This is a genomic window from Pseudomonas sp. 39004, from assembly GCF_028682155.1.
Lineage (GTDB): Bacteria > Pseudomonadota > Gammaproteobacteria > Pseudomonadales > Pseudomonadaceae > Aquipseudomonas > Aquipseudomonas capeferrum.
This window is the reverse complement of the sequence record NZ_JANIAG010000074.1, coordinates 1-26,155: the sequence shown is the minus strand read 5'-3', so window position 1 is coordinate 26,155 and position 26,155 is coordinate 1. Positions and strand designations below refer to the sequence as shown.

29 protein-coding genes and 1 pseudogene are annotated in these 26,155 nt (G+C 62.7%); 12 read left to right on the top strand and 18 right to left on the bottom strand.

Annotated features, from left to right (window positions below):
• Window positions 1-171 precede the first annotated feature (171 nt).
• The 8 genes from NP534_RS14535 to thrS form a co-directional block, all read right to left on the bottom strand.
• A complete protein-coding gene (locus tag NP534_RS14535) occupies window positions 172-528 on the bottom strand; it encodes a MerR family transcriptional regulator (protein ID WP_008100384.1) in 357 nt (118 codons plus the stop codon).
• On the bottom strand, window positions 509-811 hold the full coding sequence (ihfA, locus tag NP534_RS14530) for an integration host factor subunit alpha (protein ID WP_003250679.1): 303 nt from the start codon (window positions 809-811) through the stop codon (window positions 509-511). The genes NP534_RS14535 and ihfA overlap by 20 nt, the downstream gene beginning before the upstream one ends.
• A gap of 4 nt (window positions 812-815) precedes the next feature.
• Entirely contained in the window at window positions 816-3,197 is a 2,382-nt protein-coding gene (gene pheT / locus NP534_RS14525) for a phenylalanine--tRNA ligase subunit beta (RefSeq protein WP_033696947.1), read from the bottom strand.
• A gap of 33 nt (window positions 3,198-3,230) precedes the next feature.
• Window positions 3,231-4,247: a phenylalanine--tRNA ligase subunit alpha gene (pheS, locus tag NP534_RS14520; protein ID WP_274099162.1), complete on the bottom strand. Its 1,017-nt coding sequence runs from the start codon at window positions 4,245-4,247 to the stop codon at window positions 3,231-3,233.
• Between the two features lie 109 nt (window positions 4,248-4,356).
• Window positions 4,357-4,713, bottom strand: a complete 357-nt coding sequence (gene rplT, locus NP534_RS14515) for a 50S ribosomal protein L20 (protein ID WP_009394046.1) — start codon at window positions 4,711-4,713, stop codon at window positions 4,357-4,359.
• A 28-nt stretch (window positions 4,714-4,741) separates the two neighbouring features.
• Window positions 4,742-4,936 carry a 50S ribosomal protein L35 gene (gene rpmI, locus NP534_RS14510; RefSeq protein ID WP_028696462.1) on the bottom strand — a complete coding sequence of 65 codons (195 nt, stop codon included), beginning with the start codon at window positions 4,934-4,936 and terminating at the stop codon, window positions 4,742-4,744.
• 60 nt (window positions 4,937-4,996) lie between these two features.
• Window positions 4,997-5,548, bottom strand: a complete 552-nt coding sequence (gene infC, locus NP534_RS14505; RefSeq protein ID WP_177326478.1) for a translation initiation factor IF-3 — start codon at window positions 5,546-5,548, stop codon at window positions 4,997-4,999.
• Complete coding sequence (gene thrS, locus NP534_RS14500; RefSeq protein ID WP_033696945.1) at window positions 5,548-7,470, bottom strand: threonine--tRNA ligase; 1,923 nt, start codon at window positions 7,468-7,470, stop codon at window positions 5,548-5,550. Before thrS ends, infC begins: the two co-directional genes overlap by 1 nt.
• 336 nt (window positions 7,471-7,806) lie before the next feature.
• Here thrS and NP534_RS14495 point away from each other — a divergent pair, with 336 nt between their 5' ends.
• Together NP534_RS14495 and NP534_RS14490 are read left to right on the top strand one after the other, a co-directional pair.
• Complete coding sequence (locus NP534_RS14495; protein WP_033696944.1) at window positions 7,807-8,109, top strand: hypothetical protein; 303 nt, start codon at window positions 7,807-7,809, stop codon at window positions 8,107-8,109.
• Window positions 8,110-8,271: 162 nt separating this feature from the next.
• Entirely contained in the window at window positions 8,272-8,484 is a 213-nt protein-coding gene (locus NP534_RS14490; protein WP_003179963.1) for a cold-shock protein, read from the top strand.
• Window positions 8,485-8,545: 61 nt separating this feature from the next.
• Here the strand turns inward: NP534_RS14490 and NP534_RS14485 are convergent, their stop codons facing one another.
• Window positions 8,546-8,863, bottom strand: a complete 318-nt coding sequence (locus NP534_RS14485) for an I78 family peptidase inhibitor (protein WP_033696942.1) — start codon at window positions 8,861-8,863, stop codon at window positions 8,546-8,548.
• A 288-nt stretch (window positions 8,864-9,151) separates the two neighbouring features.
• Here NP534_RS14485 and NP534_RS14480 point away from each other — a divergent pair, with 288 nt between their 5' ends.
• Entirely contained in the window at window positions 9,152-9,364 is a 213-nt protein-coding gene (locus tag NP534_RS14480) for a hypothetical protein (protein WP_033696941.1), read from the top strand.
• On the opposite strand, the gene NP534_RS14475 is transcribed toward NP534_RS14480, so the two are convergent.
• Genes NP534_RS14475 through NP534_RS14445 form a run of 7 tightly spaced genes read right to left on the bottom strand, consistent with a single transcriptional unit; the run spans window position 9,336 to window position 16,263 of the window.
• Window positions 9,336-10,343: a nucleoside hydrolase gene (locus tag NP534_RS14475; RefSeq protein WP_274099161.1), complete on the bottom strand. Its 1,008-nt coding sequence runs from the start codon at window positions 10,341-10,343 to the stop codon at window positions 9,336-9,338. The two genes, NP534_RS14480 and NP534_RS14475, sit on opposite strands and share 29 nt — an antisense overlap.
• 56 nt (window positions 10,344-10,399) lie before the next feature.
• Window positions 10,400-10,798, bottom strand: coding sequence for a D-ribose pyranase (rbsD, locus tag NP534_RS14470; protein ID WP_033696939.1), 399 nt, complete (start codon window positions 10,796-10,798; stop codon window positions 10,400-10,402).
• Complete coding sequence (rbsK, locus tag NP534_RS14465; protein WP_274099160.1) at window positions 10,795-11,703, bottom strand: ribokinase; 909 nt, start codon at window positions 11,701-11,703, stop codon at window positions 10,795-10,797. The genes rbsD and rbsK overlap by 4 nt, the downstream gene beginning before the upstream one ends.
• 9 nt (window positions 11,704-11,712) lie before the next feature.
• Entirely contained in the window at window positions 11,713-12,735 is a 1,023-nt protein-coding gene (locus NP534_RS14460) for a LacI family DNA-binding transcriptional regulator (protein ID WP_274099159.1), read from the bottom strand.
• 4 nt (window positions 12,736-12,739) lie between these two features.
• Window positions 12,740-13,735: an ABC transporter permease gene (locus tag NP534_RS14455; protein ID WP_274099158.1), complete on the bottom strand. Its 996-nt coding sequence runs from the start codon at window positions 13,733-13,735 to the stop codon at window positions 12,740-12,742.
• Window positions 13,732-15,285: a sugar ABC transporter ATP-binding protein gene (locus NP534_RS14450; protein ID WP_274099157.1), complete on the bottom strand. Its 1,554-nt coding sequence runs from the start codon at window positions 15,283-15,285 to the stop codon at window positions 13,732-13,734. The genes NP534_RS14455 and NP534_RS14450 overlap by 4 nt, the downstream gene beginning before the upstream one ends.
• A gap of 21 nt (window positions 15,286-15,306) precedes the next feature.
• Window positions 15,307-16,263 carry a sugar ABC transporter substrate-binding protein gene (locus tag NP534_RS14445; protein WP_274099156.1) on the bottom strand — a complete coding sequence of 319 codons (957 nt, stop codon included), beginning with the start codon at window positions 16,261-16,263 and terminating at the stop codon, window positions 15,307-15,309.
• A 403-nt stretch (window positions 16,264-16,666) separates the two neighbouring features.
• Between NP534_RS14445 and NP534_RS14440 the strand changes: the two genes are divergently transcribed.
• Complete coding sequence (locus NP534_RS14440) at window positions 16,667-17,755, top strand: asparaginase (protein ID WP_274099155.1); 1,089 nt, start codon at window positions 16,667-16,669, stop codon at window positions 17,753-17,755.
• Between the two features lie 57 nt (window positions 17,756-17,812).
• Here the strand turns inward: NP534_RS14440 and hpaR are convergent, their stop codons facing one another.
• The gene (gene hpaR, locus NP534_RS14435; protein WP_033696931.1) at window positions 17,813-18,235 is read right to left on the bottom strand and encodes a homoprotocatechuate degradation operon regulator HpaR; all 423 of its coding nucleotides are present in this window, start codon (window positions 18,233-18,235) and stop codon (window positions 17,813-17,815) included.
• A gap of 175 nt (window positions 18,236-18,410) precedes the next feature.
• The gene (hpaA, locus tag NP534_RS14430; RefSeq protein ID WP_186659824.1) at window positions 18,411-19,316 is read right to left on the bottom strand and encodes a 4-hydroxyphenylacetate catabolism regulatory protein HpaA; all 906 of its coding nucleotides are present in this window, start codon (window positions 19,314-19,316) and stop codon (window positions 18,411-18,413) included.
• A 172-nt stretch (window positions 19,317-19,488) separates the two neighbouring features.
• Between hpaA and NP534_RS14425 the strand changes: the two genes are divergently transcribed.
• The 8 genes and pseudogenes from NP534_RS14425 to NP534_RS14390 all read left to right on the top strand — a co-directional run.
• Window positions 19,489-20,148: a fumarylacetoacetate hydrolase family protein gene (locus NP534_RS14425; RefSeq protein WP_274099154.1), complete on the top strand. Its 660-nt coding sequence runs from the start codon at window positions 19,489-19,491 to the stop codon at window positions 20,146-20,148.
• A gap of 11 nt (window positions 20,149-20,159) precedes the next feature.
• The gene (locus NP534_RS14420) at window positions 20,160-20,933 is read left to right on the top strand and encodes a fumarylacetoacetate hydrolase family protein (protein WP_033696925.1); all 774 of its coding nucleotides are present in this window, start codon (window positions 20,160-20,162) and stop codon (window positions 20,931-20,933) included.
• Entirely contained in the window at window positions 20,930-22,390 is a 1,461-nt protein-coding gene (hpaE, locus tag NP534_RS14415) for a 5-carboxymethyl-2-hydroxymuconate semialdehyde dehydrogenase (protein ID WP_274099153.1), read from the top strand. Before NP534_RS14420 ends, hpaE begins: the two co-directional genes overlap by 4 nt.
• Before the next feature lie 69 nt (window positions 22,391-22,459).
• Window positions 22,460-23,383 (top strand): 3,4-dihydroxyphenylacetate 2,3-dioxygenase, encoded by a 924-nt coding sequence (gene hpaD / locus NP534_RS14410; protein WP_033696920.1) that lies wholly within the window; start codon window positions 22,460-22,462, stop codon window positions 23,381-23,383.
• A gap of 59 nt (window positions 23,384-23,442) precedes the next feature.
• The gene (locus NP534_RS14405) at window positions 23,443-23,853 is read left to right on the top strand and encodes a 5-carboxymethyl-2-hydroxymuconate isomerase (RefSeq protein ID WP_274099152.1); all 411 of its coding nucleotides are present in this window, start codon (window positions 23,443-23,445) and stop codon (window positions 23,851-23,853) included.
• 49 nt (window positions 23,854-23,902) lie between these two features.
• Window positions 23,903-25,210 carry an MFS transporter gene (locus NP534_RS14400; protein WP_274099151.1) on the top strand — a complete coding sequence of 436 codons (1,308 nt, stop codon included), beginning with the start codon at window positions 23,903-23,905 and terminating at the stop codon, window positions 25,208-25,210.
• Window positions 25,211-25,227: 17 nt separating this feature from the next.
• On the top strand, window positions 25,228-26,031 hold the full coding sequence (gene hpaH, locus NP534_RS14395; protein WP_274099150.1) for a 2-oxo-hept-4-ene-1,7-dioate hydratase: 804 nt from the start codon (window positions 25,228-25,230) through the stop codon (window positions 26,029-26,031).
• A gap of 10 nt (window positions 26,032-26,041) precedes the next feature.
• Window positions 26,042-26,155: pseudogene (locus tag NP534_RS14390) on the top strand (2-keto-3-deoxy-L-rhamnonate aldolase); the annotation flags it as partial.

Below are 26,155 nucleotides of genomic sequence, written 5' to 3'. Positions count from 1 at the left end.
GGGACGGAGTGATTCGAACACTCGACCCCTTGCACCCCATGCAAGTGCGCTACCGGGCTGCGCTACGCCCCGACTCTATTCTCGATACTGCTGAGAACGATGAAGAATCTACCCTAACCTTTTGATAAATGAAAGCTTTTTCTCAAAAAAATTTCCATTCGTCGGAGCAGATCACTTCTTCAACACCACCAACACATCCTCCAACTCAACAATCATCTGCCGAATCAGCTGCTTGTACTGGCTTGACTCATCCTTCACCTCATCACTGGAGAGCCTTAACCGCGCCCCGCCAATGGTGAACCCCTGATCATAAAGCAGCGCCCGAATCTGGCGGATCATCAGCACATCCTGGCGCTGGTAATACCGCCGATTCCCCCGCCGCTTCACAGGGTTCAGCTGAGGGAACTCCTGCTCCCAATACCGCAGCACGTGCGGCTTTACCGCACAAAGCTCACTCACTTCACCAATGGTGAAGTAGCGTTTGCCCGGTATGGGGGGCAGTTCGTCGTTATGGCTTGGTTCCAGCATAGGCCTCAACCCGGGCCTTCAACTTCTGCCCTGGACGAAAGGTGACGACGCGGCGAGCGGTGATCGGGATCTCTTCCCCAGTCTTGGGGTTGCGGCCCGGCCGCTGGCGTTTGTCGCGAAGGTCAAAGTTGCCGAAACCGGACAGCTTGACCTGCTCGTTCTCTTCAAGTGCGTGCCGAATTTCTTCGAAAAACAGCTCGACCAACTCCTTGGCCTCACGCTTGTTAAGCCCCAGCTCCTCGTACAGCCTTTCGGCCATCTCAGCTTTCGTCAGAGCACCCATGCCGTTATTTCCTTAACGTGGTGTTCAACCTTTGTTCAAGCGAGGTGAGGATGTTTTGCAGGGTAGTGTTCACCTCATCGTCGTTAAGAGTGCGCGATGGATGCTGCCAGGTCAAGCCGACGGCCAGGCTTTTTCTATCAGGATCAATGCCTTTACCTTGGTAGACATCAAACAGCCTGAGGTCTGTGAGCCATTCGCCTGCATTGTCACGAATTAATTCAAGCACCGCGCTAGAAGCTACATCACGTCCTGCGATCAAGGCCAGGTCACGACGGGTTTCTGGGAACTTGGACAGTTCGCTGAACTTTGGCAGGCGGCCTTCGACCACGTCGCCCAACACCAGCTCGAACAGGAACACTGGGCGGTCCAGGTCCAGGGCTTTGGCAAGCTCCGGGTGGATGGCGCCCAGGTAGCCGACTGGCTTGCCGTCGCGCTCGATGAGGGCGGTCTGGCCTGGGTGCAGGGCGGGGTGTTTGCCGGCGCTGAAGGTGAAGTCGCTCAGGGCGCCGGAATAGCCCAGCAGGGCTTCGACGTCGGCTTTGACGTCGAAGAAGTCGATGCCGTCGCGGCCGTTCGCCCAGCCTTCTGGCAGGCGGCTGCCGGTGACGACGCCGGCGATCATCGGCTGCTGCTCGAGGTTACCGAGCTGGCCGACGAAGCGCAGGCCGCTTTCGAACAAGCGGACGCGGTCTTGCTGGCGGTTGAGGTTGTGCTGCAGCGCCTTGACCAGGCCCGGCCACAGGGACGCGCGCATGGCGGCCATGTCGTTGGAGATCGGGTTGGCCAGCAGCAGTGGCTCGACGCCGGGGCTGAACAGCTCGAACAGTTTCGGGTCGATGAAGCTGTAGGTGATGGCTTCCTGGTAGCCACGGGCAACCAGCAGGCGGCGCAGGTTCGGCAGGTCACCGCGGGTTTCCGGCTTGCCCTGGGGCGCGAGGCGCGCTTGTGGGTAGCGGACCGGCAGGTTGTTGTAGCCGTACAGGCGGGCCAGCTCTTCGATCAGGTCGACTTCCAGGCTGATGTCAAAGCGGTGGCTTGGGACGTTGACGGTCCACTGCCCTGCCCCATTGGCCGTGGTGGTCAGCTCCAAGGCGTTGAGCAGTTGCTCGACCTGGGCTGGGTCCATCTGCATGCCGAGCATCTGGGTGATGCGTTCGGCGCGCAGGGTCACCGGGGCGACCTGCGGCAGGTGCTGTTCGCTGACGGCCTCGACGATCGGGCCGGCTTCGCCGCCGACGGTTTCCAGGATCAGCGCGGTGGCGCGCTCCATGGCTTCGCGGGCCAGCTGCGAGTCGACGCCGCGCTCGTAGCGGTGCGAGGCGTCGGTGTGCAGGCCGTAGGAACGGGCCTTGCCGGCAACGGAGATCGGCTCGAAGAAGGCGCTTTCGAGGAACAGGTCGCGGGTTTTCTCGGTATTGACGCCGCTGTGCTCGCCACCCATGACGCCGGCAATGGCCAAAGCGCGGGTGTGATCGGCGATAACCAGGGTGTCGGCGCGCAGGGCAACTTCCTGGCCGTCGAGCAGGACGAGCTTCTCGCCCTCTTCGGCCATGCGCACGCGGATGCCGCCGTTGATTTCGGCAAGGTCGAAGGCGTGCATCGGCTGACCGAGCTCGAGCATCACGTAGTTGGTGATGTCGACGGCGGCATCGATGCTGCGCACGTCACTGCGGCGCAGGCGTTCGACCATCCACAGTGGGGTCGGCCTGGACAGGTCGACGTTGCGGATGACGCGGCCCAGGTAGCGTGGGCAGGCAGCCGGGGCGGACACTTCGACCGGGCGCACTTCGTCGTGGGCAGCCGGCACGGCTGGCACTACCGGGCGGGTGACCGGGACGTTGTACAGCGCGCTGACGTCGCGGGCCAGGCCGGCCAGGGACAGGCAGTCACCGCGGTTCGGGGTCAGGCCGATTTCGATGCTGGCATCGTCCAGGCTCAGGTACTGGCGAATGTCCTGGCCAACCGGGGCATCGGCAGCCAGTTCGAGCAGGCCGTCGTTTTCTTCGCTGATCTGCAGCTCAGCCGCCGAGCACAGCATGCCGAACGACTCGACGCCGCGCAGCTTGGCCTTCTTGATCTTGAAGTCGCCTGGCAGTTCGGCGCCGATCATGGCGAACGGGATCTTGATGCCCGGGCGCGCATTGGGGGCGCCGCACACCACCTGGAAGGTTTCCTGGCCGTTGCTGACCTGGCAGACGCGCAGCTTGTCGGCGTCCGGGTGTTGTTCGGTGGCGAGGATTTCGCCCACGACGATGCCGCTGAACTGGCCGGCAGCGGGGGTCACGCTGTCGACTTCAAGGCCGGCCATGGACAGGCGGGCGACCAGTTCGTCACGGGAGACTTGCGGGTTTACCCAACCGCGCAGCCACTGTTCACTGAATTTCATGCTGTTCTCCTGAAAGTTGCGTCGGGCATTGACCTAGCGGAATTGCGCGAGGAAGCGCAGGTCGTTGTCGAAGAACAGACGCAAATCGTTGACGCCATAGCGCAGCATGGCCAGGCGCTCGGCGCCCATGCCGAAGGCGAAGCCCTGGAACTCTTCAGGGTCGATGCCGGACATGCGCAGCACGTTCGGGTGGACCATGCCGCAGCCCATGACTTCGAGCCAGCCGGTCTGCTTGCACACGCGGCAGCCGTTGCCGGAACACATCACGCACTGGATATCGACTTCGGCGGACGGCTCGGTGAAGGGGAAGAACGACGGGCGGAAACGCACGGCCAGTTCTTTTTCGAAGAACACGCGCAGGAATTCTTCGATGGTGCCCTTGAGGTCGGCAAAGTTGATATCGCGATCGATCAGCAGGCCTTCGACCTGGTGGAACATCGGCGAGTGGGTGATATCCGAGTCGCAGCGGTAGACGCGGCCCGGGCAGACAATGCGGATGGGCGGCTGGGTGGACTCCATGGTCCGCACCTGCACCGGCGAGGTGTGGGTGCGCAGCAGCATGTTGGCATTGAAATAGAAGGTGTCGTGCATCGCCCGGGCCGGGTGGTGGCCGGGGATATTGAGCGCCTCGAAGTTGTGGTAGTCGTCTTCGACCTCTGGGCCTTCGGCGATGCCGTAGCCGATGTGGGTGAAGAACTGCTCGATGCGCTCGAGTGTACGGGTAATCGGGTGCAGGCCACCGGTGGTCTGGCCACGGCCTGGCAGGGTGACGTCAACGCATTCGGCAGCCAGGCGAGCGCTGAGCTCGGCTTCTTCAAAGGCGGCCTTGCGTGCGTTGAGCACCACGGTGACGCGTTCCTTGGCGTCGTTGATCAGCGCGCCGACTTTCGGCCGCTCTTCGGCTGGCAGGTTGCCCAGGGTCTTCATCACCTGGGTCAGCTCGCCTTTCTTGCCGAGATATTGAACCCGGATCTGTTCCAGGGCATTGATGTCTTCAGCGCGCTCTACGGCCTCAAGGGCTTGGGAGACCAGCGCATCCAGGTTTTCCATGTACAGACTCCAGATACGAAAATAGGGGAAGAGCTTTGAAGGCTCTTCCCCTATCGATGACGTTCAATGCCCGACGGCGCAAGCGCCGCCGGGTGATTGTCGCGGGTACTTAAGCCAGAACGGCTTTAGCTTTCTCGACAATCGCAGCAAACGCCGCTTTTTCGTTCACTGCCAGATCGGCCAGAACCTTACGGTCGATTTCGATCGACGCTTTTTTCAGGCCAGCAATCAGACGGCTGTAAGACAGACCGTTGTTGCGTGCACCAGCGTTGATACGAGCGATCCACAGTGCGCGGAACTGACGCTTCTTCTGGCGACGGTCACGGTAGGCGTATTGACCGGCCTTGATGACAGCCTGCTTGGCAACACGGAATACGCGCGAACGTGCACCGTAGTAACCTTTAGCCAGTTTCAGAATTTTTTTGTGACGCTTACGAGCGATAACGCCGCGCTTTACACGAGCCATGAGTAACTTCCTCTATCTTTGACCAGAATTAACGAACGCGCAGCATGCGCGCGACTTTCGCGACGTCAGACGGGTGCAGCATGCTGCTACCACGCAGTTGACGCTTACGCTTGGTCGACATTTTGGTCAGGATGTGGCTCTTGAAAGCGTGCTTGTGCTTGAAGCCGGTAGCCGTTTTCAGGAAACGCTTCGCAGCACCGCTTTTGGTTTTCATTTTTGGCATGTTGGAACTCCGCATTCGATAAAATTACACATAATCATCAGGCCTGCCGTGCCCGGGAGATTACTTCTTTTTCTTGGGGGCGATGACCATCATAAGCTGGCGTCCTTCCATCTTAGGATGCTGCTCAACGGTGCCGTATTCGGCGAGGTCAGCTTCGACCCGCTTCAACAGCTCCATGCCCAGCTCCTGGTGGGCCATCTCACGACCACGGAATCTCAGAGAGATTTTGGCCTTGTCCCCATCGGTAAGGAAACGTACCAGGTTGCGTAGTTTTACCTGGTAATCCCCATCCTCCGTCCCTGGACGAAACTTGATTTCTTTGATCTGGATGATCTTCTGGTTCTTCTTCGCCGCAGCCTGCTGCTTTTTCTTCTCGAAGAGGCTTTTGCCGTAGTCGAGGACCTTGCAGACAGGAGGTACGGCGTCGGCAGAAATTTCTACCAGATCCAGCTTCGCTTCTTCAGCGATACGAAGCGCTTCGTGGATCGAGACGATGCCCAGCTGCTCACCGTCAGCACCGATTAAGCGAACCTCTTGAGCCGAGATATTCTCGTTGATCGGGGCCTTCGGTGCAGCACGTTTATCGTTTCTCATTTCACGCTTAATAGTCATTACTCCGATTCTTGGCGACCACGCCGGGAAACCGCTTGTGTCAGCAGCTCAGCGAATTGCGCGACGGGCATGGAGCCCAGGTCTGCGCCTTCGCGAGTACGCACAGCGACGGTTTGCGTTTCGACTTCGCGATCCCCTATAACCAAAAGGTACGGGACCTTGAGCAAAGTATGCTCGCGGATTTTAAAGCCGATCTTCTCATTTCTCAAGTCCGACTTGGCACGGAAACCGCTACCGTTCAGAGATTTCTCTACCTGAAGGGCGAAATCGGCCTGTTTGTCGGTGATGTTCATGATCACCGCCTGGGTCGGCGCCAGCCAAGCCGGGAACACGCCAGCATAGTGCTCGATGAGCATGCCGATGAAGCGTTCGAACGAGCCGAGAATGGCGCGGTGCAGCATGACCGGGCGCTTACGGCTGTTATCTTCGGCGATGTAGCTGGCATCCAGACGCTCTGGGAGGTTCGGATCGTACTGCAGGGTACCACACTGCCAGTTACGGCCGAGGCAGTCGCGCAGGGTAAATTCGATTTTCGGGCCGTAGAAGGCGCCCTCGCCCGGTTGATATTCCCACTCCAGGCCCGATTCATTCAAGGCATCGGCCAGTGCACCTTCGGCACGGTCCCACAGCTCTTCAGAGCCCACACGCTTGGCTGGGCGGGTCGACAGCTTCATGGCGATGTCGCTGAAACCGAAGTCTTTGTAGACGTCCAGGGTCAGCTTGATGAAGTCGGCGGCTTCTTTCTTCACCTGGTCTTCGGTGCAGAAGATGTGCGCGTCGTCCTGGGTAAAGCCACGCACACGCATGATGCCGTGCAGGGCGCCGGACGGCTCGTTACGGTGGCAGGCACCGAACTCGGCCAGGCGCATCGGCAGGTCGCGGTACGACTTCAGGCCCTGGTTGAACACCTGCACGTGGCACGGGCAGTTCATCGGCTTGACCGCGTAGTCGCGGTTTTCCGACGAAGTGGTGAACATGTTCTCGGCGTAGTTGGACCAGTGGCCGGAACGCTCCCAGAGAATACGGTCAACGACCTGCGGGGTCTTGATCTCGAGGTAGTTGTTGTCGCGCTGGACCTTGCGCATGTACTGCTCGAGCACCTGATAGACGGTCCAGCCGTCCGGGTGCCAGAACACCATGCCCGGGGCTTCTTCCTGCAGGTGGAAGAGGTCGAGCTGCTTGCCGATCTTGCGGTGGTCGCGCTTTTCGGCTTCTTCGATGCGCTGGATGTAAGCAGCCAGCTGCTTCTTGTCAGCCCAGGCGGTGCCGTAGACGCGTTGCAGCTGCTCGTTCTTGGCATCGCCGCGCCAGTAGGCGCCGGACAGCTTGGTCAGCTTGAATGCCTTGAGGAAGCGCGTGTTCGGCACGTGCGGGCCGCGGCACATGTCGACGTATTCTTCGTGGTAGTACAGGCCCATGGCCTGTTCGTCCGGCATGTCTTCGACCAGGCGCAGCTTGTAGTCTTCGCCACGGGCCTTGAACACGTCGATGACTTCGGCGCGCGGGGTCATCTTCTTGACGACGTCGTAGTCCTTCTCGATCAGCTGCAGCATGCGCTTTTCGATGGCGGCCATGTCTTCTGGGGTGAAGGGGCGCTCATAGGCGATGTCGTAATAGAAGCCTTCGTCGATTACCGGGCCGATCACCATCTTGGCGGTCGGGTACAGCTGCTTCACTGCGTGGCCGATCAGGTGGGCGCACGAGTGACGGATGATCTCCAGTCCCTCTTCATCTTTAGGGGTGATGATCTGCAGGGTGGCGTCGTGAGTGATCAGGTCGCTAGCGTCAACCAGCTTGCCGTCAACCTTGCCGGCCAGGGTGGCCTTGGCCAGGCCTGCACCAATGGAGGCTGCGACTTCGGCTACGGATACGGCGTGATCAAACGAGCGTTGACTGCCATCGGGAAGAGTAATAGTGGGCATGGCGCCTCCTCTCCTAGTGGTGACCCCTACCAAAGGTCACGTGGGTTGGGATGAGCCAGTACAAGATCCGCGCTGTCTTTCTCAAGAGAAAGCCTGCCTCACAGTGGCAGAAGCCTTTCGGCTTACCAGGGGCGAACCAGAGTGACTGGAAAGTAAGAAATAGCTGCAGGCCGCGGCTGCGGGACTGCAAGCCGAGCATGCTAGCACGCGGGGTTGGGCGCTATGCAGAAATATTTGGAAATTACACCGCGGAGGTGAACTTCCGCGGAAAATTCCCTATCAGACTTTGGGAAGCATCCTACTCTTGATGAGACCTAAACCAAGGAGTGTCTGGTTATGAGATTTCCGTCTCTTCTGGCCCTGAGCGTTGCTGGCGCCCTGCTACTACCTGTGGCCGCCAATGCGGGTGAATTCCCGGCTGGCGCGAAGCAAAACTACATGACCCAGTGCACCGAGGCCGCCACCGGCCAGGGCCTGGACGCCAAATCGGCGCAGCAGCACTGCACCTGCGGCGCAACCGCTATCGAAAAGAATTTCAGCACTGAGGAAATCAAGGACCTGGACAGCAAGGATGGCGTTGACGCTGCACTGATGCAGAAGGCACAGAAGGTCGTACAGCAAGCGTGCATGAAGGGCTGAAACCATAAAGCCGGGGGTTCGCCACCCAGCGTTTGCGCTGGATCAACATTTGGCGAAGGTAAAAGGCGCTAGATGCGCAGAATTAGACTATGATGTGTCCGGTGCATCGAAGCCTCGGCAACATCGCACTACTGAAAAATATCAAATCTGGAGATTCACCCCATGTCCAATCGCCAAACCGGCACCGTTAAATGGTTCAATGATGAGAAAGGCTTCGGCTTCATCACCCCACAAGGCGGCGGCGACGACCTGTTCGTACACTTCAAGGCCATCGAATCTGACGGCTTCAAGAGCCTGAAAGAAGGCCAGACTGTTTCCTTCGTAGCCGAAAAAGGCCAGAAGGGCATGCAGGCTGCACAGGTTCGTCCGGAGTAATTCGGGTAGCTGTAAAAAAACCCGCCCTGGTGGCGGGTTTTTTTATGGGGTTTGCAAAGGCTCAACCACAGTTGACGCGCGTGACCACACCTTGCTCGTCCACATTCAGGTTCAGGCGTTCGGAGCGGTACTCCAGCGTTACCACGTCATGCGGCTTGAGGATACGTGCCATCTGCGAGCCACTGGCCTTGCGCGCCTGCTCCAGAAGCTCTGCACTGCCCGGCTTGCCGATGGCGAAATCGGCGCCGCTGGCCTCACAACGGCCGTCGTTGCCTGCTGGCGCGGCAGGGGCGCCACCACCAGAGTTGCCACCTGTACTGCAACCAGCCAGGACAGCAGCCACCGCCAGGGTTGCCAGGTAAGCACGGGTACGGAACATGAATCCTCCTAAAATCGATCTGGGCACTGTCTGATCCGACAGCTGCACGCATAGTTTGTTGCAGAACCGCACAAGTCTGCCTGAACACGCCCAAGGAGGCGAAATGCAATCGTGACCGGATTTTGCACAATGGGCTTGGTTTGCTGCGCAAAGCTTTTTATTCTTAAGTCGCAGAGTCATTGACGCAACGGCATGATTTACTGCAAAAAGTGGAGCGCACCGTGCCTCCGCCGAACACCAGGGTCCGGTGTTCGCCCTTCCGTCCCAGGCCCCCAGTGAGAGCCTTTCATGAGCAGCCACAGCATCGATGCCGATATAAAGGTCAAATGGGCCGAGGGCCAGAGCGCCTACAGCCCCAGCACACCGGAAGAGTTGCTATTGATTGCCATCGACCTGCTGGTACGCGATCGCGGCAGTGAAGCGGCGCGCAGCTTCATCGACCAGGTGCTCGAACGCTTCGCACCGCATCCGGCTATTGCAATCGAGCCAGGCGCACGCTGAGCAGGTCGAACACGCCCTGGGCGTCACCCTCCTCCACCCACATCACGTTGGCGGGCTGTTTGAGCACGCCATACCAGTCGGCGATGGTCTGCCCGAAGGTCGGGCCTTCGCGGCTGTCGATGGCCAGGTGAATGCGCCGGCCACTGAACAGTTCGGGCTTCAGCAGGTAGGCAATGACGCTGGCGTCGTGCACCGGCCCGCCAGGCATGCCGTACAGGTCCATGTCATGGGTAATGTAGGCGTTGAGAATGTCCACCACACGCTGGCTGGCCCGGTTGTTCACCGCTGCAAGCTGTTTGAGGCGTGCCTCGCTGGTGAGCAGTTTGTGGGTGACGTCCAGCGGCAGGTAGGTCAGCGGCACGCCACTGGCCAGCACCACCTCGGCGGCATGCGGGTCGGCGTAGAGGTTGAATTCTGCGGCGGGGGTGATATTGCCGCCATTGAAGTGGGCGCCGCCCATGACCACCACCTCTTTGATGCCTTTGGCGATTTCCGGGCGCTGGATGAGTGCCAGGGCCAGGTTGGTCTGCGGGCCGAGCATGGCGATGGTAATGCTGTTGGGCTTGGCGGCGCCGAGGGTGTCGACCAGGTACTGCACGGCATTGCCCTGGGCCAGGGGCTTTTTCGGCTCATGCACCGGAACGCCGGTCAGGCCTTCTTCGCCATGGACCTCGGCGGCGTAAATGGGGGCGCGCACCAGCGGGCGCCCTGCCCCGGCGTAGACGGGGATGTCTTCGCGGCCAGCCCATTCGCGGGCCAGGCGGGCGTTGCGTGAGGTTTTGTCGAGGCGCACGTTGCCGGCCACCGTGGTAATGGCGCGGATGTTCAGCTCATCGGGCGAGGCCATGGCCAGGAACAGCGCGACCACGTCGTCAGCGCCGGGGTCGGTGTCGATGATCAGGTCGCGTGGTGCGGCCTGGAGGGTGGTGGTGGCAGCTACAGCCATGAAAGTGAGTCCTTGTAGCAGGGGTTTGAGCATGAGGCACTCCTGTTGCCTTGGGGTATTTACCGGGTTTTGTAGGCGCGGCGATGCGCTCAGAACGTAACGCCTGAGATCAAAGCAATGTTGCTGTACGGCTGGCACTCCCCCGTGCGCACCACGGCCCGCGCGCTGCGTGAGAGCACTTTGAAATCTTCATGGGGCATCCATTCCCGTTTGCCCAACTTGCCGCGCAAGCGCTCGATTTCCACCAGCCCGGGCGGCACCACTTTCTGCATTTCCTCGGCCAGCACATGCCGCTCCACCTGCAACTCGCTCAGCACCACGCGCAAGACACTGGCGAAATCCGGTATGCCCGGGGTCAACGCCAGGTCGATCAGCTCAACGCCCGGCGGCACCGGCAACCCGGCATCGCCGATCACCAGAATGTCGCCATGCCCCAACCCCGCAATGACCCGTGACAGGGCGACATTCAGCAGCGCGGTCTTCTTCATGGCTGCAGCTGCGCAAGGTAAGGGATCGACGGCTGCGCCCCGGCGCGAGTGACCGACAAGGCCGCGGCGCGCTGGCCGAGCGCGATTGCCTCGCCCTCCTCCAGCCCGCACACCAGGGCGGCAGCAAAGCCACCGATGAAGGTGTCGCCTGCCGCCGTGGTGTCCAGCGGTTGCACGGTGGGCGCGGGAAAGTGCCGATGGCCCTGTTCGGTCACCAGCAAGGCGCCTTGGGCGCCGAGGGTGATGATCACTTTGCCAGCCCCCAGTTGCAGCAGCCGTTCGCCGGCGCGCCGGGCACTGGCCTGATCGCTGACGGCGATCCCGGTCAGGGCTTCGGCCTCGCTTTCGTTGGGCGCCAGGTAATCGATATGAGCGAACCATGCCGGTGGCAACGGCCCGGTGGCGGGTGCCGGGTTAAGAATGACCTGCTTACCCAGCTCACGCCCCCTCGCCAACGTCCAGGCTACGGTGTCGTAGGGCACCTCCAGCTGGCAGATGATAACCTCGGCCGCTTGCAGCAGCGCGTCGAAGCGCTGCACCGCCTGCGGTGTCAGCAAACCATTGCCGCCAGGGATGATGACAATGCAATTCTGGCTGGCGGCATCGACGGTGATCAGCGCCACACCACTGGAAACCCCTTCGCACACGCTCACTGCCTGGCAGTCGATACCTTCTACTTCCAGCGCCTTGCGCAGTTGCTGGCCGTAGGCGTCGTCGCCCACGTTGCCGATCATCGCCACGCTGCCGCCCAGCCGCGCCACCGCCACCGCCTGGTTGGCACCCTTGCCGCCGGGCACGGTGAAAAAGGCCTCGCCGGGCAGGGTCTCACCGGCCCGTGGCAGGCGCTGGGCGCGGGCCACCAGGTCCATGTTGAGGCTACCGACCACCACTACCTTGGCATGCATGGGAATTCCTTAGCGGTAATCATTGAACAGGTCCGGGCGTGGCCCGGTGGACTCGCGCTGCACGATGCGCGGGGCGACGATGCGTTGCTCCGCCGAGCCTTGCCGAGGCGTGGCGATGCGTGAAAGCAGCAACGCAGCAGCGTTTTCGCCCAGCTCGCGGATCGACTGGCCCACGGTAGTCAGCGGCGGGTACACGTAGCGGCTAAGCTCGATGTCATCGAAGCCGATCACCGACAGCTCGCCCGGTACGTTGATATTGCGCTCGGCCGCAGCGCGCAGCACGCCAAAGCCGATCATGTCGTTGCCGGCAAAAATCGCCGTAGGCCGGTTGCCATCCAGCAACTGTGCAGCCGCCCCGTGGCCGCCCGGGCTGGTGAAGTCGCAATGCAGCACGCGGCTCGCCCCCACCGCCGCGCCCGCCTCGCCCATGGCGCGACGGAAACCGGCCAGCCGCAGTTGGCTGACGCCGGTTTCGGCCGGGCCGCCGATGTAGGCGATGTCGCGATGGCCAAGCTCAAGCAGGTGGCGGGTGGCGAGGTAGGCGCCGTGCTCGTGGTCGATGCGTACCAGGTCGGCGTCAACGCCATCCAGCTCACGGTCGACGATGACCATCGGCGTGCGCACGCAGGCCAGGCTGTGCAGCAGATCGCTGTCCTCGCCCACGGACGCCACCACCAGGCCGTCGATACGTTTTTCCAGCAGCACACGCAGGTAGCTGCGCTGCTTTTGCGGGTTGTCGTCGGAGTTGCACAGGATCACGCAGTAGCCGTTACGCTCGCAGGCGTCTTCGATGCCTCGTGCCAGTTCGGCGAAATACGGGTTCACGCTGTTGGGCACCAGCAAACCGATGGTGGCGGTGCTGCGCGCCTTGAGCGAACGCGCCACGGCACTGGGCACGTAGTCGAGTTCGACGATGGCGGCCTCGACCTTCAGGCGCACCTGTTCACTGACGGGGCGGGTCTTGTTCAGTACATGGGACACGGTGGTGTAGGAAATACCCGCCAGTGCCGCGACGTCTTTAATGGTTGCCATGTTTTCAGTTCCGCCGGCCTGCACGCCGGCTACGGTAAGTGTCGAGCACCACGGCGATGACGATCACCGCCCCGGTGATGATGCGTTTGGTGGGTTCCGATGCGCCGATCTGCGCAAGCCCTGCGGCCAGCACCGAGATGATCAGCACGCCAAAGAAGGTACTGATCACCGAGCCGCGCCCGCCCATCAGGCTGGTGCCACCGATTACCACGGCGGCGATCACCTGCAGCTCCAGGCCCGACCCGGCGTTGGGGTCGGCGGCTTCCAGGCGCGAGATCTGGAACAGCGCTGCCAGGCCGGCGAGCAGGCCCATCAGGGCGAACACCAGCACTTTGTAGGGGCGCGGGTCGATGCCGGCCAAGCGCACGGCCTCTTCATTGGTGCCGATACCGATCAGGTAGCGGCCGAACACTGTGCGGGTCAGCACCAGGTGCGCCAGCACGATCACCAGCAAGGCGATGATAAAGGCCGGCGAGATGCCGAACGCGACCGGTTCGGAGAACCAGGCGTAGGCGTCGCCGATATAGGCGGTACGCGAGTCGGTGAACTGATAGGCCAGGCCGCGCGCCATCTCCAGTACGCCGAGCGAGACAATGAACGAGGGGATGCGCCAGGCCACGGTGACACCACCGGTGATGCTGCCAGCCAGGGCGGCCACGGCCATGCCGAGCAGCGCCGAGGGCAGCACGCCCCAGCCCCAGCCGAGAATGGCCACGCTGACCGTGGAGGCCGCCAGCGCCAGCACCGAACCGACCGACAGGTCGATGCCGCCGATGATCAGCACGAAGGTCATGCCGACCGCGAGCACCATCAGGTCGGGGATCTGGTTGGCCAGGGTGCTGAAGGTGGCGTACGACCAGAAGTGGCTGCTGAGAAACGAGAACAGCACGATCATCGCCAATAAGGCGCCGGCCAGGCCCAGGTAGGTGCCCAGGCCGAAATACGTGCCAGTGCGGCGCACGGGGGCGGCGCTTTGGCTGTCGAGAGGGGTGGTTTTCATGCATCCATCCTGGGCGCTGCGTCATGCAGCAGTGCGTCACGTTTCTGATAGCCGGCAAAAGCGGCGGCAAGTAGCTGGTCCTGGCTCCAGTGGTCACGCTCGAACGTGTCGATCAGGCGGCCTGCCGACAGCACGGCAATGCGGTCGCAGATCAGCATCAGCTCGCGCAGGTCGCTGGACACCACCACCAGGGCCTTGCCCTGGCGCGCCAGTTCAGCCAGCAGGCCGTAGATGTCGAATTTGGCGCCGACGTCGATGCCACGGGTCGGCTCGTCAAACAGCAGCACCTGGCAATCACGCTCCAGCCAGCGGCCGATCACCACCTTCTGCTGGTTGCCGCCCGACAATTCACCCACGGCCTGGTGCGGGCCGGCGCTGCGGATGCGCATGGCCTGGATCTGGCGCTCGGCCAGGGCCCTTTCTGCCGCGCCGTCGAGCACACCGGCACGCGATACCGCGCCAAGGTTGCCCAAGGCGATATTGGCGCTGATCGACTGGGTCAACAGCAGGCCTTCGCCTTTGCGGTCTTCGGTAATCAGGGCGATGCCGGCTTTTACCGCCGCCTTGGGTGAGTCGATCGTCACGGCCTGTGGCGGCTGGCCCAGCGCGATGCTGCCGCTGTCGGCGCGGTCGGCACCGTAGATCAGGCGCAGCAGCTCGGTGCGGCCGGCGCCGATCAGGCCGGAGATACCGAAGATCTCCCCTGCCCTGACCTGGAATGACACGTCGCGCACCTTGTCGCCGCGGCTGAGCCGATCGACCTGCAGCAAGGGCGCGCCAATCTCGCGGCGGCCCAGATCGATGTGTTCGCCCAGCTCGCGGCCGACCATCAGGTTGACCAACTCGGTGCTGCTGTAGCGCTGGATCGGTTCGTCGCACACCAGCTTGCCGTCGCGCAGCACCACAATCCGCTGCGCCACGCGCTGCAGTTCTTCAAGGCGATGGGAGATATAGACGATGGCCACGCCGCGCTGGCGCAGGCGCTCGATCTGGGTGAACAACAGCTCCACCTCGCGGGCGGTTAGCATGGCAGTGGGTTCGTCGAAGATCAGCACGTGGCAATCGCCGATCAGGTTGCGGGCAATCTCGACCATCTGCTGATGGCCGATGCCCAGCTCGCCGACTGGCGTGTCCGGGTCGATGGCGTCCAGGCCGACCTGGGCCATGGCCGCCGTGGCCAGTTGGCGCAGGCGCTTGTGGCTGATCCAGCCGAAGCGGCTAGGTAGGTTGTCGAGGAACAGGTTTTCGGCCACGGTCAACGTCGCCAGCAGGTTGAGCTCCTGCATGACCATGCGCACACCGAGGCGCTCGGCCTCGCTGCGGCTGCCGGGTGCGTAGGCCTGGCCGCGGTAGGTCATGTGCCCGGTGGTGGGCACTTCCAGGCCACTGATGAGCTTGGACAAGGTGCTCTTGCCGGCGCCGTTCTCGCCCGTCAGGGCCAGCACTTCACCGGCCCGCAGGCTCAGGCAGACATCACCAAGCACGGGCTGGGCGTAGGTCTTGCCCAGCCCGCTGGCGGCGAGCACCACTTGATTTGCCGTAGCAGGCATGGCCCTCTCTCCTGGCGGGTATCAGGGCTGGGTGATGAGTTCGACCGGGGTCTGGATGACGTTGTCGGCATCCACACCCGGCTTCTCGCCGTTGATCATCTTCAGCGCCGCCTGGATACCGAACACCGCCTGCTGGCTGGCGGCCTGGTCGAGGGTGGCGAGCACGCGGCCGTCCTTGAGCATTGGCTTGATGGCATTGATGTTGTCGTAACCGACCACTTGTACCTTGCCGGCCTTGCCTGCCGCACGCACCGCCGACACTGCGCCCAGGGCCATGCTGTCGTTGCCGGCCAGCAGAGCCTTGAGCTCGGGGTATTCGTTGAGCATGGCGGCGGCGACGGCGTTGCCTTTGTCGATTTCCCAGTTGCCGGATTGCACCGCGACGATCTTCATCTGCGCAGCGTCCATGGCATCTTTGAAGCCTGCCGTGCGCTGCTGGGCGTTGGTGGTGGTCGACACGCCTTCGATGATGCCAACTTGGTCACCGGCCTTGAGCTTTTGCTGGGCCAGGTAGTCACCGACCATGCGTGCGCCCTTGCGGTTGTCGGGGCCGACGAAGGGCACGCTGATGCCTTTGCTCTTGAGCAACTCAGGGTCGAGGCGGTTGTCGATGTTGATCACCACCACGCCTTTGTCCATGGCTTTTTTAACCGCAGAAACCAGGGCCTTGGAGTCCGCTGGCGCAATCACCAGCGCCTTGACCCCCGAGTTGACCATGTTCTCGACGATGCGGATCTGCTCGCCGGTGTCGGTTTCGTTCTTGATGCCGTTGGCGACCAGCTCGAAATCATTGGCGTGGGCTTTTTGATAATCCTTGGCGCCGTCTTCCATGGTGCGGAAGAATTCGTTGGCCAGGGACTTCATCACCAGGGCGACTTTGGGCTTTTCTTCGGCATGGGCCGCAGACAGCGGCAGGGCCAGGGAAAGGGTGGAGACGACAGCGAGGGCCAGCAGACGACCGGGGAACGGCAGTTTCATGGACGATGACTCCGAATCTTGTGTTTTTTATCGGATCGCAAACGTTTGCGTTGACTCACTATGGAAACAGGACCTGGTTTTGTCAAATCCGTTTGGCTGGCTGGGCCTGAGTCACGCCTGGGGCAGAGTATCCGGAATTTATCCGAAAAACCGAACAGGTTTTCCTATGCTTGTTCGGGATCCCGAATTAAACCTGATGTTTGTAGGAGCGGCCTTGCGTCGCGAAAGGGCCGCATAGCGGCCCCGGGATATCTGCAGCGACGCATAAATCCGGGGGCCGCCTTGCGGTCCTTTCGCGACGCAAGGCCGCTCCTACCACGAGCCACATCTGGGCTGGTACGAAACATGCCTGGCGTTAGTTGCACTTCAGCAATCGCCTCATTAGGAAGAGAGAACAATAACTATGAATGCTGCACTTAAAACCTTTGCCCCCAGCGCACTCGCTCTGCTGCTGATCCTGCCGGCCACGGCTTCGGCCAAGGAAGCCGAAACCCAACAGAAACTGGCCAACGTGGTCATCCTCGCCACCGGCGGCACCATTGCCGGCGCGGGCGCCAGCGCGGCCAACAGCGCCACCTACCAGGCCGCCAAGCTTGGCGTCGACAAGCTGATCGCCGGCGTGCCGGAGCTGGCAGGCCTGGCCAATGTGCGCGGCGAACAGGTGATGCAGATCGCCTCCGAGAGCATCACCAACGAAGACCTGCTGAAACTGGGCAAACGCGTCGCCGAACTGGCCGAGAGCAACGACGTCGACGGCATCGTCATCACCCACGGCACCGACACCCTGGAAGAGACCGCCTACTTCCTCAACCTGGTAGAGAAGACCGACAAGCCCATCGTGGTGGTCGGCTCGATGCGCCCCGGTACCGCCATGTCGGCAGACGGCATGCTCAACCTGTACAACGCCGTGGCCGTGGCCAGCGACAAGCAGTCGCGCGGCAAAGGCGTACTGGTGACCATGAACGATGAAATCCAGTCCGGCCGCGATGTCAGCAAGTCGGTCAACATCAAGACCGAAGCGTTCAAGAGCGCCTGGGGCCCGATGGGCATGGTGGTGGAAGGCAAATCCTACTGGTTCCGCCTGCCGGCCAAGCGCCACACGGTCAATTCGGAATTCGACATCAAGCAGATCAGCAGCCTGCCTGCCGTCGACATCGCCTACGGCTACGGCAACGTGACCGACACCGCCTACAAGGCGCTGGCGCAGAACGGCGCCAAGGCGATCATCCATGCCGGCACCGGCAATGGCTCGGTGTCGTCGCGGGTAGTGCCGGCGCTGCAAGAGCTGCGCAAGAACGGCGTGCAGATCATCCGTTCGTCCCACGTCAACCAAGGCGGTTTCGTGCTGCGTAACGCCGAGCAGCCTGACGACAAGAACGACTGGGTCGTGGCCCACGACCTCAACCCGCAAAAAGCCCGCATCCTGGCCATGGTGGCAATGACCAAGACCCAGGACAGCAAAGAGCTGCAGCGTATCTTCTGGGAATACTGAGTGCTGTAGCAGCAAGGCCGGTGCGCTGCCTGCGCCGGCCCTTCCCTTCAGCCAAGCCTACGGCGCAACGCGCTTGAGCTCATTCAGCAAGCCCATCAGTTGCTCCAGCTTGTCTTCGCCGAACTGCTGCTGGATCTTGCGGTAGTTGGCCTCCATACCCTCGCGCATCGACTCGAAGCAGGCCTCGCCACGCTCGGTCAGGCTCACGAACATGCGCCGCTGGTCCTGGGCGGCCTTTTGCCGGCGCACCAGGCCGTCGCGTTCAAGCCGGCTCAATACACCGGTCATGCTCGGCTTGAGAATGCAAGCCAGGTGCGCAAGCTGGTAGCTTTCCAGCTCGCCCTGCTGGCTGAGGATACGGATGACTCGCCACTGTTGTTCGGTCAGGTCATGTTCGTTGAGCAACGGCCTGAAAAATGCCATCGCAGCCTCCCTGGCCTGCAGCAGGCTCAGCGTCAGCGAGGGTTGAGTCTTGGTCATGTTGGCGCCTGTAATAGGAGTACAGCGGGCAAGATTAGGGGCATAGACGAAAAGGGACAAGGCACCTGGAAAGTGCAATCTGTTCCATGGAAAACCCATTCAAGGCCAAGGGGCAAGCTGCGACCATCCGGATCAAACACTCACAACCCGATCCGGGCGTACCGACGTGGCCATATCACTGCAACTGGGCTTGCCGCTGGCGGTATTCGCCGGGCGTGAGCTTGGCGTAACGGTTGAAGAACCGGCTGAAATAGGCCGGGTCCTTGAAGCCCAGCTGGTAGCAGATTTCGTTTGCCGTGCTGCCGGAAAACAACAGCAGGCGCTTGGCCTCCTGCATCAGCCGCTCAAGCACCAGGCGTTTGGACGGCAAGTCGGCAATGCGTCGGCACACATCGTTAAGGCGTGCTTCGGTCACGCCGATCTGTTGTGCGTATTGCGCCAGCGGCCAATGCTCAAGGTAGTGCGCCTCGATCAGCGCATTGAAGCGGTGGAAGATTTTCAGGTCTTCATGCCGGGCCGGCGTCGACTCCAGCGAGTTGGGGCACAGCCGCAGCAAGCTGACCATGATCAGCCGGGTCAGCGACTGCAGCGCCGCCTCCCGCCCCGGGTGGGGGCTGGCAAACTCATCACTGAGCGCATCCAGCCAGCGCTCCAGCCGGCGCGCTTCGGCCGTGTACGCGGCCGGCACGTTGCCCAGGGCAACGCAGGCAGGCTGCACCTGCACCCCCGCCGGCAGCAGGCTGGCGTCCGCTTCGATCAATTGCCAGACCAGCTGCTGACGCACCGTCAGCACATGGCCGTCGCTGTCTGCCTCGGTGACGAAGGCGTGCGCCACCGTCGGCGGCGTCAGGAAAAACATCGGCCCCGACTCGATGTACTGCTGATCGTCCAGGTACACCCGCACCGTGCCGGACTTCACGTAATGCACCTGGAAAAACCGGTCGTGACGGTGCACGGGCATGTTGCGCCCGAAGAACCCGGCAAGGTTGCCCAGCCGGTCGTAATGCACCTCGCTGTCACTGTAGCGCTGGTCGTAGACCTGGCCGATGTTGATGTTCGGAATCGGATGCCGATCGCTCATGCCTGCTTACCCGCAAATCGCTTGACCGTGTTGACGTTCACCCATGGTGCCCCGGCTGCCCGGCAGATACCACTGACGGATGTGTTGACCTTCGTTAACATATTAACTATAACATTAACACGTTAACAATCTCGGCAGAGCGACCACCGCCCTGCACCGCCTGGAGAAAAGCATGAGCCATGCCCTGCATGACGTTGCGACCGGCACCCTGTTCGGCGTTGCGCTGAACTACCAGGGTCTGCTGCAGCAGCACGAAGCGGCGTTTCACGAAGCGCCCTACAAACAACCGCCCGTCAAGCCGGTGCTGTTCATCAAGACGCCCAACACCCGCAATCACCATGAGGGCAATGTGCTGTACCCGGCCGGTGTCGAACGCCTGCAACCGGGCCCTGCGCTGGGCGTGGTAATTGGCAAGGACGCCAGCCGGGTCAGCGCCGAAGACGCGCTGGGCTATGTGGCGGGCTATACCATCGTCAACGAAATCAGCCTGCCTGAAACCAGCTACTACCGCCCTGCGGTCAAGGCCAAGTGCCGCGATGGCTTCTGCCCGGTCGGCCCCGAGCTGGTGCCTGCGGCCCAGGTCGCCAACCCGGACGCCCTCGGCCTGCGCCTGTGGGTCAACGGTGAACTGCGCCAGCACAACACCACCGCCAACTGCGTGCGCACAGTGGCCCAGTTGATCGCCGAGCTCAGCGAATTCATGACCCTGCATGCAGGCGACATCCTGATCACCGGCACCCCCGAAGGCCGCGTCGATGTGCAGCCAGGCGATCGCGTCGAGGTCGAGATCGACGGCCTGGGCAAGCTCACCAACCACATCGTCGCCGAATGAGGACTCACCCTGTGAAACACGCCCGTATCCAGTTCGACGGCCAAGCCCACACCGTCACCGTCGAAGACGAGCACCTGCGCCTGGCCGACGGCCGCCTGGTGCATGAAGACCAGGTGACCTGGTTGCCGCCGGCCACCGGCAGCATGTTCGCCCTTGGCCTGAACTACGCCGACCACGCTGCCGAGCTTGCCTTCTCGCCGCCCACCGAGCCATTGGCGTTCATCAAGTCGCCCGGCACCTACACCGGCCACAAGCAGGTCACCTGGCGCCCGGACAACGTCGCCTACATGCACTACGAGTGCGAGTTGGTCGCGGTCATCGGTAAAGCGGCGAAGAACGTCAAGCGCGAGGACGCCCTGGGCTACGTTGCCGGCTACACCGTTTGCAACGACTACGCCATCCGCGACTACCTGGAGAACTACTACCGCCCCAACCTGCGGGTGAAGAACCGCGACGCCACCACCCCGGTCGGCCCGTGGATCGTCGACGCCGCCGACGTGCCGGATGTAAGCAACCTGAAACTGCGCACCTGGATCAACGGCGAGCTGAAGCAGGAAGGCAGCACCTCGGACATGATCTTCGACATCCCCTACCTGATCGAATACTTCTCCAGCTTCATGACCCTGCAACCTGGCGACATGATCGCCACCGGCACCCCAGAGGGCCTGGCCGACGTGGTGCCGGGCGATGAAGTGGTGGTGGAGGTAGAAGGCGTCGGCCGCCTGGTCAACCGTATCGTCAGCGAAGCTGACTTCTTCAAGAACAACAAGGCATCAGCAGCATGATCAAGCACTGGATCAACGGCCGTGAGGTCGAGAGCAAAGACACCTTCGTCAACTACAACCCGGCCACCGGCGATGCCATCTGCGAAGTCGCCAGCGGCGGTGCCGAGGAAGTGGCCCAGGCGGTTGCTGCGGCCAAGGAAGCCTTCCCCAAATGGGCCAACACCCCAGCCAAGGAACGCGCCCGCCTGATGCGCAGGCTGGGTGAGCTGATCGAGCAGAACGTGCCGAAACTGGCCGAGCTGGAAACCCTCGATACCGGCCTGCCGATCCACCAGACCAGGAACGTGCTGATCCCGCGTGCCTCGCACAACTTCGACTTCTTCGCCGAAGTGTGCACGCGCATGGACGGCCACAGCTACCCGGTCGACGACCAGATGCTCAACTACACCCTGTACCAGCCGGTGGGTGTCTGCGCCCTGGTGTCGCCGTGGAACGTGCCATTCATGACCGCCACGTGGAAGACCGCGCCGTGCCTGGCGCTGGGCAACACCGCAGTGCTGAAGATGAGCGAGCTGTCGCCGCTGACCGCCAATGAACTCGGCCGCCTGGCCGTCGAAGCCGGCATCCCGAACGGCGTGCTCAACGTGATCCAGGGCTATGGCGCCACTGCCGGCGATGCGCTGGTGCGTCACCCGGACGTGCGGGCGATTTCGTTCACCGGCGGCACCGCCACCGGCAAGAAGATCATGCAGACCGCAGGCCTGAAGAAGTACTCGATGGAGCTGGGCGGCAAGTCGCCGGTGCTGATCTTCGAGGATGCCGACCTAGAGCGCGCCCTGGACGCGGCCCTGTTCACCATCTTCTCGCTGAACGGCGAACGCTGCACCGCCGGCAGCCGCATCTTCATCCAGGAAAGCGTGTACCCGCAGTTCGTGGCCGAGTTCGCTGCCCGCGCCAAGCGCCTGATCGTCGGTGACCCGACCGACCCGAAAACCCAAGTCGGCTCGATGATCACCCAGCAGCACTACGACAAGGTCACCGGCTACATCCGCATCGGTATCGAGGAAGGTGCACGCCTGGTCGCAGGCGGCCTGGAACGCCCGGCCAACCTGCCAGCGCACCTGGCCAAGGGGCAGTTCATCCAGCCGACCGTGTTCGCCGACGTGAACAACAGCATGCGCATCGCCCAGGAAGAAATCTTCGGCCCGGTGGTGTGCCTGATCCCGTTCAAGGACGAGGCCCAAGCGCTGCAGCTGGCCAACGACACCGAGTACGGCCTGGCCTCCTACATCTGGACCCAGGACATCGGCAAGGCCCACCGCCTGGCGCGCGGCATCGAAGCCGGCATGGTGTTCATCAACAGCCAGAACGTACGTGACCTGCGCCAACCGTTCGGTGGCGTGAAAGGCTCCGGCACCGGTCGCGAAGGCGGGCAATACAGCTTCGAAGTGTTCGCCGAGATCAAGAACGTGTGCATTTCCATGGGCAGCCACCACATCCCGCGCTGGGGCGTGTGATCATCCTCCTGCAGCGCCGAGCAAACCCGCCCCGGCGCTGCGGGACTTACAAGAATAAGGAGTCTGATCATGGGTAAAGTGGCGCTCGCAGCCAAAATCACTCACGTGCCCAGCATGTACCTGTCCGAGCTGCCTGGCCCGCGTCAGGGCTTTCGGCAAGCCGCCATCGACGGGCACTACGAGATCAGCCGACGCTGCCGTGAGCTGGGGGTCGACACGATTGTGGTGTTCGACACCCACTGGCTGGTCAATGCCAACTACCACATCCTCTGTGGTGAGCACTTCAAGGGGGTCTACACCTCCAACGAACTGCCGCACTTCATCAGCAACATGGCGTACGAGTTCCCGGGCAACAAGGACCTGGGGCTGATCCTGGCCGAAGCGTGCAACCGCTTCAACGTCGAGACCATGGCCCACCACGCCACCACCCTGGGCCCGGAGTACGGCACCCTGGTACCGATGCGCTACATGAACCAGGACCAGCACTTCAAGGTGGTCTCGGTCTCGGCGCTGTGCACCTCCCACTACCTGGCCGACAGTGCCCGCCTCGGCTGGGCCATGCGCAAGGCCGTGGAAGACCACTACGACGGCACCGTGGCGTTCCTGGCCAGCGGTTCGCTGTCCCACCGCTTCGCGCAGAACGGCCAGGCGCCGGACTTCGCCACCAAGGTGTGGAGCCCATTCCTGGAAACCCTGGACCACCGCGTGGTGAAGATGTGGGAAAACGCCGAATGGGAGGACTTCTGCGGCATGCTCCCCGAATACGCTGCCAAGGGCCACGGCGAAGGGTTCATGCATGACACCGCGATGCTGCTCGGTGCATTGGGCTGGTCGAAGTACGACGGCAAGGCGGACGTGGTAACGCCCTACTTCGGCTCGTCGGGCACCGGCCAGATCAACGCGATCTTCCCTGTCACGCCTCAGGATGGTTCGGCCATTCCCGCCGCACAGGCCGCCAACCCGGCCGCTGTGCTTTCCACCAGCCGCCTGTGACCCCGCTGCCTGGCCGCCCTGCCCGGCGGCCAGGCATTTCTGCCCTGAGGATGCCCTTCATGCCACACCTGGTTCTGCTCTACACCCCCGACCTGGAAGCCGACGCCGACATCCCGGCCCTGTGCCGCGCCCTGGCCGACACCATGCTTGAACAGCGCGATGCCGCCGGCAAGGCGGTATTCCCCACCGGCGGTACGCGCGTGCTGGCCTACCCCGCCGCCCACTGCGCGGTGGCCGATGGCAACGGCGACTATGGCTTCCTGTACGCCAACCTGCGGATGGGCAGCGGCCGCGCTGCCGAGGTTCACAAAACGGTGGGCGACAGCCTGCTGCAAGTGCTCAAACAACGCCTGGACAGGCTGCTGCAGCAACGCCCGATCGGCATCACCGTGCAGATCGACGAGAGCACCGCGCAGGTCTACGACGCCAAGCACAGCACCCTGCACCCGCTGTTCAACAGGCCGGCCTGAAGCCACCGCCAGCCCCTCTCAACGTCTCCTCCACTACAAGTACAAGAATATGAGCACACTGGAGCACGCCTCGCGCAGCACGGCGCAAGCCACACTCATCGACAGTACACACCGGGCCATCACCTGGCGGCTGATGCCGCTGCTGCTGGTGTGTTACCTGTTCGCCCACCTGGACCGCATCAACATCGGCTTCGCCAAGATGCAGATGAGCCAGGACCTGCACCTGTCCGACACGGTCTACGGGCTGGGCGCCGGGCTGTTTTTCATTGCCTACGCGCTGTTCGCCGTGCCCAGCAACCTGATGCTCGAACGCTTCGGCCCACGGCGCTGGATCGCCAGCCTGATGGTGGTGTGGGGCGCGCTGTCGACCTGCATGCTGCTGATCGAGAGCAGCAGCGCGTTCTACCTGCTGCGCTTCGCCCTGGGCGCGGCCGAAGCCGGGTTCTTCCCAGGCATTCTGGTGTACCTCAACCGTTGGTACCCGGCCGGCCGCCGGGCGCAGATCACCGCGCTGTTCGCCATCGCCGTGCCGCTGGCGGGGGTGGTCGGCGGGCCGCTGTCTGGCGGTATTCTGGCGTTCATGCATGACGCTGCGGGCCTGCGTGGCTGGCAGTGGATGTTCCTGCTCGAAGGCGCACCGGTCATCCTGCTTGGCCTGGTGGTGCTGGCCACCCTGCCGGAACGCTTCGAGCAGGTGAGCTGGCTCGACGCGCAGCAAAAAGCCGCCCTGCGCGCCCAGTTCGGCCAGGAAGAACAGCGCAAGCCGGTTACCTCGTTCGCCGGCATCCTCGCCAGCCCTGCGCTGTGGTTGCTAGTGGCGGTGTACAGCGCGGTGATGCTGGCGGTGAACACCCTGGCATTCTGGATGCCCAGCCTGATCCACACCGCCGGCATCGCCAGCGACGCCAGTGTCGGCCTGCTCAGCGCCGTGCCGTACCTGGCCGGCTGCGTATTCATGCTGGCCTGCGGGCGCTCGTCCGACCGCCACCGCGAGCGCCGCTGGCACTTGTCCATCCCGCTGTTGATGGCCGCTGCCGGTATCGCGATCGCCGCCCTTGCGCCCTCTCAGCCGCTGCCGGTATTGGCCGGCCTGGTACTGGCAGGCATGGGTGCGAGCGCCGCCCTGCCGATGTTCTGGCAACTGCCACCGGCGTTTCTCAATGACCGCACCCAGGCGGCTGGTATTGCCCTGATCAGCTCGCTGGGCAGCATCGCCTCGTTCGCTACACCGTACTTCATCGGCTGGGTCCGCGACACCACGCAAAGCGCCAGCCTTGCGCTGTATGTGCTCGCCACTTTCATCACCCTCGGCGGCCTGCTGGTGCTGCGCACCCGCGCCGCCATCGTCAACCCTTGAACGCAGAGACTCTGACCATGCTTGATAACGCTTTTATCCAACAGGCGGCCGAGCGCCTCGACCAGGCCGAGCGCACGCGCGAACAGGTGCGCCAGTTCTCGCTCGACCAACCCGCTATCACTATCGAAGATGCCTACGCCATCCAGCGCGCCTGGGTCGCCAAGAAGATCGCGGCCGGGCGCAAGCTGGTCGGCCACAAGATCGGCCTGACCTCACGCGCCATGCAGGTGTCGTCGAACATCACCGAGCCTGACTACGGCGCCCTGCTGGACGACATGCTGTTCGATGAAGGCACCGACATCCCCTTCGAGCGGTTCATCGTGCCGCGCGTCGAAGTGGAGCTGGCCTTCATTCTCGGCAAGCCGCTCAAGGGCCCGAATGTCACGGTGTTCGATGTACTGGACGCCACCGAGTGGGTGATCCCTGCGCTTGAGATCATCGACGCCCGTATCCAGCAGGTCGACCCGCAGACCCAGGCCACACGCAAGGTGTTCGACACCATTTCCGACAACGCCGCCAATGCGGGCGTGGTAATGGGCGGGCGCGCCGTGCGCCCCACCGAGATCGACCTGCGCAAGGTGCCGGCCGTGCTGTACCGCAACGGCGTGATCGAGGAGTCCGGGGTCAGCGCTGCGGTGCTCAATCACCCGGCCAAGGGCGTCGCCTGGCTGGCCAACAAGCTGGCCGCGTATGACGTCACGCTGCAACCGGGGCAGATCATCCTGGGTGGCTCCTTCACGCGCCCGGTGGCCGCACGGCCGGGCGACACCTTCCACGTCGACTACGACCTGCTCGGCTCGATTGCCTGCCGTTTCGTCTGAGGACTTGCCCATGGACATGCCCGTCAACCGTTTCAAACAACGCCTGCGCAGTGGCGAGGCGCAGATCGGCCTGTGGCTCGGCCTGGCCGATGCATACTGCGCGGAGCTTGCCGCCAACGCCGGT